Annotated in this window: 5 protein-coding genes; 2 read left to right on the forward strand and 3 right to left on the reverse strand. The window is 73.2% G+C overall.

Features of this window, described 5'->3' with window-relative positions; all coding sequences use genetic code 11:
* Positions 1 to 186: 186 nt before the first annotated feature.
* The gene (locus ACH4PU_RS34580; protein WP_398281433.1) at positions 187 to 1,263 is read right to left on the reverse strand and encodes an AraC family transcriptional regulator; all 1,077 of its coding nucleotides are present in this window, start codon (positions 1,261 to 1,263) and stop codon (positions 187 to 189) included.
* 154 nt (positions 1,264 to 1,417) lie between these two features.
* Here ACH4PU_RS34580 and ACH4PU_RS34585 point away from each other — a divergent pair, with 154 nt between their 5' ends.
* A complete protein-coding gene (locus ACH4PU_RS34585) occupies positions 1,418 to 3,211 on the forward strand; it encodes an AMP-dependent synthetase/ligase (protein WP_398281436.1) in 1,794 nt (597 codons plus the stop codon).
* A 262-nt stretch (positions 3,212 to 3,473) separates the two neighbouring features.
* Here ACH4PU_RS34585 and ACH4PU_RS34590 read toward each other — a convergent pair whose 3' ends face one another.
* Positions 3,474 to 3,677, reverse strand: a complete 204-nt coding sequence (locus ACH4PU_RS34590; RefSeq protein ID WP_126914791.1) for a cold-shock protein — start codon at positions 3,675 to 3,677, stop codon at positions 3,474 to 3,476.
* A gap of 440 nt (positions 3,678 to 4,117) precedes the next feature.
* Between ACH4PU_RS34590 and ACH4PU_RS34595 the strand changes: the two genes are divergently transcribed.
* The gene (locus ACH4PU_RS34595) at positions 4,118 to 4,930 is read left to right on the forward strand and encodes a menaquinone biosynthetic enzyme MqnA/MqnD family protein (protein WP_398281451.1); all 813 of its coding nucleotides are present in this window, start codon (positions 4,118 to 4,120) and stop codon (positions 4,928 to 4,930) included.
* A gap of 68 nt (positions 4,931 to 4,998) precedes the next feature.
* Here the strand turns inward: ACH4PU_RS34595 and ACH4PU_RS34600 are convergent, their stop codons facing one another.
* The gene (locus ACH4PU_RS34600; protein ID WP_398281439.1) at positions 4,999 to 6,093 is read right to left on the reverse strand and encodes an alpha/beta hydrolase; all 1,095 of its coding nucleotides are present in this window, start codon (positions 6,091 to 6,093) and stop codon (positions 4,999 to 5,001) included.
* Positions 6,094 to 6,352 lie beyond the last annotated feature (259 nt).

Here is a 6,352-nt window from a genome sequence, read left to right on the forward strand (position 1 = left end):
GGTAAGTACGGGGTTGGCCGGAGTGCTCGGGTTTGTTGGCTGGGGGGCTCGTCGTGTGGGGTGGGGGTGCCCCTGTCCCTCCCTCAGAGGGGGCACCCCCATTTCACCGCTTCTTGCAGGGGCTGTGCTTCCGCGCCCCCCGCAGCAGCACGCTGTGCGCTCTCCCAGAGGGGGTGCCCCCAGTCCTCAAACGCCGGACGGGCTGGTGGGGGGAAGCGTTCGCCTGTATGCGCCCGGCGTCGTCCCCGTCCAGCGGTGGAAAGCCCGGTGGAAGGCCGTGGGTTCCGAGAAGCCCAGGCGGGCCGCCAGTTCCGCGGTCGGTTCGCGGCCCGCGGCCAGGGAGGCCAGGGCCGCGTCGCGGCGGATCTGGTCCTTGACGCGGCGGTAGGACGTGCCCTCGGCGGCCAGGCGGCGGCGGAGGGTGGCCGGGCTCACCGCCAGGCGGGCCGCCGTCTCCGTGGCCTCCGGGAGGCGGACCGGGCGGCGGTCCTCGCGCAGGGCCCCGGACAGGGCCCTGCGGACCTGTTCGGTGACGGTCGTGCCGTAGTCGCGGCGCAGCAGCAGATCGGCGGGGGCGCGGCGGAGGAGGTCGGCCAGGCCCGCCTCGTCCCGGAGGAGCGGCGCGGACAGCCAGTGCCGGGCCAGGCCGACCCCCGTCCGGCGGGCGCCGAACCGTACCGGACAGCCGAACATCCGTCCGTACTCCGCCGCGTACGGCGGCGCCGGATACGCGAACTCCGCCCAGCCCAGGGCGATCCGCCGGCCGATGAGCCAGCTCGCCAGCCGGTGCCAGACCACCAGCGCGCATTCGGCGAGAAAACGTCCTTCCGGCAGGCGGCGGAGATCGTTGCGCAAGGCGAACACCGTCTCCTCCGCGCCGTGTTCCAGCGCCAGGGCGGGGCCGCCCGGGAAGAGGCCGTAGAACCGGGCCGCCCGGTCGACGGCCGTGCCGAGGTCCGGGCAGCCGACGCACGCGTGGCACATCATCGCGAAGGTGCCCGGCCTGCTGGGCGCCGTCCCCAGGGCCAGGAACTCGTCCCGCGTCGTCCGGCGCACCGCCCGGACCAGCCTCGTGAACTGCTCGGGCGTCACCCGCGCCCGGTCGTCGCCCGGCAGCAGCGGCGGGATGCGGGCGGTCTGGAGCAGGGGGACGGGGTCGTGGCCGAGGCGGACCGCGCCGGCGAGGGCCGCCCGGACGAAGTGCGTGCCGATCATCGGCTCGGCGGTCGGGATCAGGGGTGCCGCGGAGGCTGGTTCACGCATGAAGGCATGGTGCGCCGAGCGGTACGGACGGGGGTGCCGAGCGTTCCGGTCAATCCCGGCGGCGCGGCGGCGTGCGTAGGGTGCCGGAGCGCGGTCCGGAGGGCCCGGTGGCCGTTCCCCGACGGGCCGCACCACCCCGACCGCCGGAGGCGCCATGCCCGACCGACCCCGCACCCTGGCCCTGTTCGCCGAGTGGACGGCCGACCGGTACGCCGGCCGCCCGGCCCTCCGCTTCCGCCGGCCGGACGACGGGAGGTGGACGGACGTCGGCTTCGACGAACTGCGCGGGACCGTGCGGACCGTCGGACGCGCCCTGCTCACCCTCGGGGTGCGGCCCGGTGACCGGGTCGCCGTCCTCGCCCGCACCCGGCCCGAGTGGACGTACGTCCAGCTCGCGGCGCTCGCCGCCGGCGCCGTCGTGGTCCCCGTCTACCCGACGGCCGGCGACGAGGAACTCGGCTGGGTGCTCTCCGACTCCGGCGCGAGCGTCGCCGTCGCCGAGGACGCGGCCCAGGCGGCCCGGATCACCGCCCTCCGCGCCCGGCTGCCCGCACTCCGGCACGTCGTCGTCATGGAGGGCGCCGCGGAGGGGTACCCGTCCCTGGCGCGGATCGAAGCCACCGCCTCCCTCTCCCGACTCCTCGACCGCGCCGACCGCGTCAACCCCTCCGACCTCTGCGGCATCATCTACACCTCCGGCACCACCGGCCTCCCCAAGGGCTGCCGGCTCACCCACGGCAACCTCGCCGCCGCCCACGACGCGACGGCCGGCTTCATCACGTACGCGCCCGGCGACAGCACGTACCTCTACCTCCCGCTGGCGCACCTCCTCGCGCAGCTCGTGCAGTTCGGCGCCCTGCTGCGCGGCGCGACGCTCTGCTACCACTCCGGCCGGAACGAGGACATCGTCGCCGGGCTGGCCGCCACCCGGCCGACCCATCTGCCGTCGGTGCCCCGCCTGTTCGAGAAGGTGCACGGCATGGCGCTGGCCCTCGCCGACGCCGAGGGGCCGGACGGGCGGGCACGGCTCGCGGCGGCCGTACGGGCGGGGGTCGAGGCCGCCGCCCTGCGCGAACGCGGGGAGGCGCCCGACGGGCCGCTGCGCGCCGCCTGGGAGGCCGCCGAGGAGCGGGTGTTCGCCCCGGTGCGGGAGGTCTTCGGCGGACGGCTGCGCTGGGCCCTGACCGGGGCCGCGCCCATCGCGACGGCCACCCTGGACTTCCTGTGCGCCTGCGGTGTCCTGGTGCACGAGGGATACGGGATGACGGAGACGGCCGGGGTGATCTCGCTCAACCGGCCGGGGGCGTTCCGGCCGGGCACGGTCGGCCGGCCGGTGCCCGGCTGCGAGGTGCGCATCGCGGCCGACGGCGAGATCCTCGCCCGGGGGCCCGGGATCTTCCCCGGTTACCACGGCGACCCGGCCGCCACCGCCGCCGTGCTGGACGCGGACGGCTGGCTGCGGACCGGGGACCTCGGCACGCTGGACGCGGACGGGTTCCTCACGGTGACCGGCCGGAAGAAGGACCTCGTCATCACGTCGAACGGCAAGAACATCGCCCCCGCCCTGCCCGAGGCCGCCCTCCGGGAGTCCCGCTGGATCTCCCACGCGGTGCTGGCCGGCGACCGCCGCCCGTACCCGGTCGCGCTGCTCACCCTCGACGCGGCCGAGATCGCGGCCTGGGCGGCCCGGGAGGGCGTCGATCTGGGGCCCGACGGGCCGGAGCGGCACCCTGCCGTACGGCGGCTGTGCCAGGAGGCGGTGGACGCGGTGAACGCCCGCTCGGCCGGGCCGGCCAGGATCCGGGCGTTCGCGATCCTGCCGGGCGATTTCGGGGTGGAGAGCGGCGAGCTGACGCCCACCCTCAAACTGCGCCGTTCGGTAATCCTCGAACGGCATGCGGGGGAAATCGCCGCACTGTACGAACAGCGTATGGATGTGCGGGGTTAAGAATTCGTTAAACGGAACGTCGTGGGGGTTTGTGGCGGGAGCGGTGCGGCGGGAGGGGCGCCCGGGACGGGGGAAATCCGAAATCCCTGATCGTCCGGCGGGCCGGGGCCAGGACGACGCCGGGGCCGGGATCGGCGTCGGGCCCGGCAAAGGCAGGAGCCCCGCCCCGCCGTCGAAACGGCGGGGCAGGGCTCCTTGGTGGTGCTGTGTGTCGACCGCGATCGGCCGGTCACCGCTTGCCGGCCCGGAGGCCGGCCCCGTGTTACGCGGGGGTGACGTTCTCGGCCTGCGGGCCCTTCGGGCCCTGGGTGACGTCGAAGGTCACGGCCTGGTTCTCCTCGAGGGAGCGGAAGCCGGCCGCGTTGATCGCGGAGTAGTGGACGAAGACATCGGGGCCCCCGCCGTCCTGGGCGATGAAGCCAAAGCCCTTTTCAGCGTTGAACCACTTCACGGTTCCGGTAGCCATAAAGCCCTCCTTGGGCCCAAAGGGTTGCCCTGCTCCAGAACCTGCGAGAAGTCCTAAAACGACGAAAGCCTGCGGGTTACATGCTCCGCAGGCTCTGTACTGCAAGGGAAACCAAACTGCAACTTGCGGCGAGCGTAGCACGGAGCGTTCTCGCGGTGGAAGAGTCGAAGATCACGCTCTAGGGGGGTTTTCGGCCCGCCAAAGCAGGAAAAGCTCGTCCGTCGGGCACGGCCCCCGGCCGACCCCCCGCACGGGTGGCCCGGACGCCGCGGGGCTAGCCTCCGGATGTGGACAATTCAGCATCCGACGCACCCGTCCCTGACGCCCCAGTCCCCCACGCACCGGCCTGCGACGCGCCGGCCCGTGACGCCTCCTCCCGCGGCGGCGCACCGGCGCACGGCGCCCACCCCAGGCGGCGCAGCCGCCCCCGGGTCGGTCACATCCAGTTCCTGAACTGCCTGCCCCTGTACTGGGGGCTCGCCCGGACCGGGGCCCTGCTCGACCTGGACCTGTCCAAGGACACCCCCGAGCGGCTCAGCGAGGCCCTCATCCGGGGGGACCTGGACATCGGCCCGGTGACGCTCGTCGAGTACCTGCGCCACGCGGACGAGCTGGTCGCGCTGCCGGACATCGCGGTCGGCTGCGACGGCCCGGTGATGTCGTGCATGATCGTCTCGCAGGTGCCGCTGAAGGAGCTCGACGGGGCGCGCGTCGCCCTCGGTTCCACCTCCCGCACTTCCGTGCGCCTGGCGCAGCTTCTGCTCGCCGAGCAGATCGGGGCGCGGCCGGAGTACTTCACCTGCCCGCCCGACCTGAGCCTGATGATGCGCGAGGCGGACGCCGCCGTGCTCATCGGCGACGCCGCGCTGCGGGCCTCGCTGCACTACGCGCCCAAGCTCGGCCTGGAGGTCCACGACCTGGGGCGGATGTGGAAGGAGTGGACGGGGCTGCCGTTCGTCTTCGCCGTGTGGGCCGTGCGCCGCGACTACCTGGCCCGTGAGCCGGAGACCGTTCGCAAGGTGCACCAGGCCTTCCTGGCCTCGCGGGACCTGTCCCTGGAGGAGGTCGGCAAGGTCGCGGAGCAGGCGGCGCGCTGGGAGGCGTTCGACGCGGAGCTGCTGGAGCGCTACTTCACCACGCTCGACTTCCGCTTCGGCCCCCGCCAGCTGGAGGGCGTCACGGAGTTCGCCCGCCTGACCGGGCCGACGACCGGATTCCCCGCCGACGTCCGGGTGGAACTGCTGGAGCCCTGACCCCTTGGGGGCAGGGCTCCGGGTCCGTGAGGGTCCGGCACGGCCGGGCCCGCGCCGGACCGGGTGCCTCAGGCGACGGGCCCCTGCATGTGCTCGCTGATCCACTGGATCAGGCCGCCGGACTCCATGTTGGGCACATAGGTGGCCGCGTTGTGCTCGCCGCCCTGGATGACGTGGTACTTCGTCTTCACCGGGCCCTTGTTGCCGTACTTGGCGACGAAGGCGTCGATCGGCGGCTTGACCGGCTCGGTGCCGCCGACCTGGAGGCCCAGGTAGACGTCCGGACCGCCCTTGGCGATCAGCCGCTGGGCGAGCACCTTGGAGTTGTTGTCCGCCCGCTCCTTCTCGTGGCCCTTCCACAGGAGGGAGTCGGGGACGATGTCCGGGCCGGAGGCGATCACGGCCTTGAACTTGTCCGGCTTCTGGAGGACGGACTTCAGCCCGGCGGAGCCGCCGGTGGAGGAGCCCATGAAGGCCCAGCCGTCGCGGGACTTGATCGTCCGGAAGTTCTCCTTGATCAGCTGCGGGACGTCCTCGGTCAGCCAGGTGCCCATCTTCGGCTGGCCCGGGATGTCGCTGCCGTCCCAGTAGCGGCCGGGGGTCGGGTCGCCCTTCCCGTCGTGGTTCTCCGGGTTGAGGACCGGCATGGCGATGATGAACGGGAGGCTCTTGCCCTCCTTCGCCCACTTCTGGATGGAGTCCTCCAGCTTGAGGTTGGAACCCATCCAGTAGTTGTTGGGGAACCCCGCGCCGCCCGGCAGCGCGATCAGCACCGGGAAGCCGCTGTCCTTGTACTTCGGGTCCTTGTACTCCTCGGGCGCCCAGACCCACACCTTGCCCGTGAAGCCGGACTTCTTCCCCTGGTACGTGGTGACGGCGATCTTGCTGCCGTCCTGCACCGTGCCGGAGATCTTGAAGTCGGCCTTGGGGCCGGTCGGCATCAGCGCCTTCGCGCCGGACTTCCCGCCGCCGTTCTTGCCGCCGGACCCGTCGTCGAAGGAGATCGGGTCACCCTTGTCGGAGAAGACGTCGAAGTAGTTCAGCACCGGATAGGCGACGGCCCCGAGCACGGCTATGCACACCGCGACCAGGAGCCAGCGCTTCGCCCGCTTGGCCCTGCGATGGCCGCGCGACTGGTAGGCGCCGTTGGCTGAGTTGCTCATCCTGTCCCTCAGATCCCTCTGGACGTTTCTGCTGTCCCGAAGGACATGGCGGTCGTTTCCGTATGGGCGCTGTCATCGCCGCGTGGGCGCGGCCGTCGCCGCGCGGGCCGTCCGCGGTGCTGCCGTGGGGGGCCCCCGGGGGCCCCCCCCGGGGGGGGGGGGGGGGGGGCCCCCCCCCCCCACCCCCCCCGGCACCCCCCCCACCCCCCCGCCCCCCACCCCCACCACAAATGCATAGCGTTTTTGGGCACCGCCGGGG

The organism is Streptomyces sp. NPDC021100, assembly GCF_044333095.1.
Lineage (GTDB): Bacteria > Actinomycetota > Actinomycetes > Streptomycetales > Streptomycetaceae > Streptomyces.

What these genes read in the sequence shown, in the direction of transcription:
- ACH4PU_RS34580 (WP_398281433.1), bottom strand. Translation starts at nt 1,263, where the DNA reads ATGCGTGAACCAGCCTCCGCGGCACCCCTGATCCCGACCGCCGAGCCG.
- ACH4PU_RS34585 (WP_398281436.1), top strand. Translation starts at nt 1,418, where the DNA reads ATGCCCGACCGACCCCGCACCCTGGCCCTGTTCGCCGAGTGGACGGCC.
- ACH4PU_RS34590 (WP_126914791.1), bottom strand. Translation starts at nt 3,677, where the DNA reads ATGGCTACCGGAACCGTGAAGTGGTTCAACGCTGAAAAGGGCTTTGGC.
- ACH4PU_RS34600 (WP_398281439.1), bottom strand. Translation starts at nt 6,093, where the DNA reads ATGAGCAACTCAGCCAACGGCGCCTACCAGTCGCGCGGCCATCGCAGG.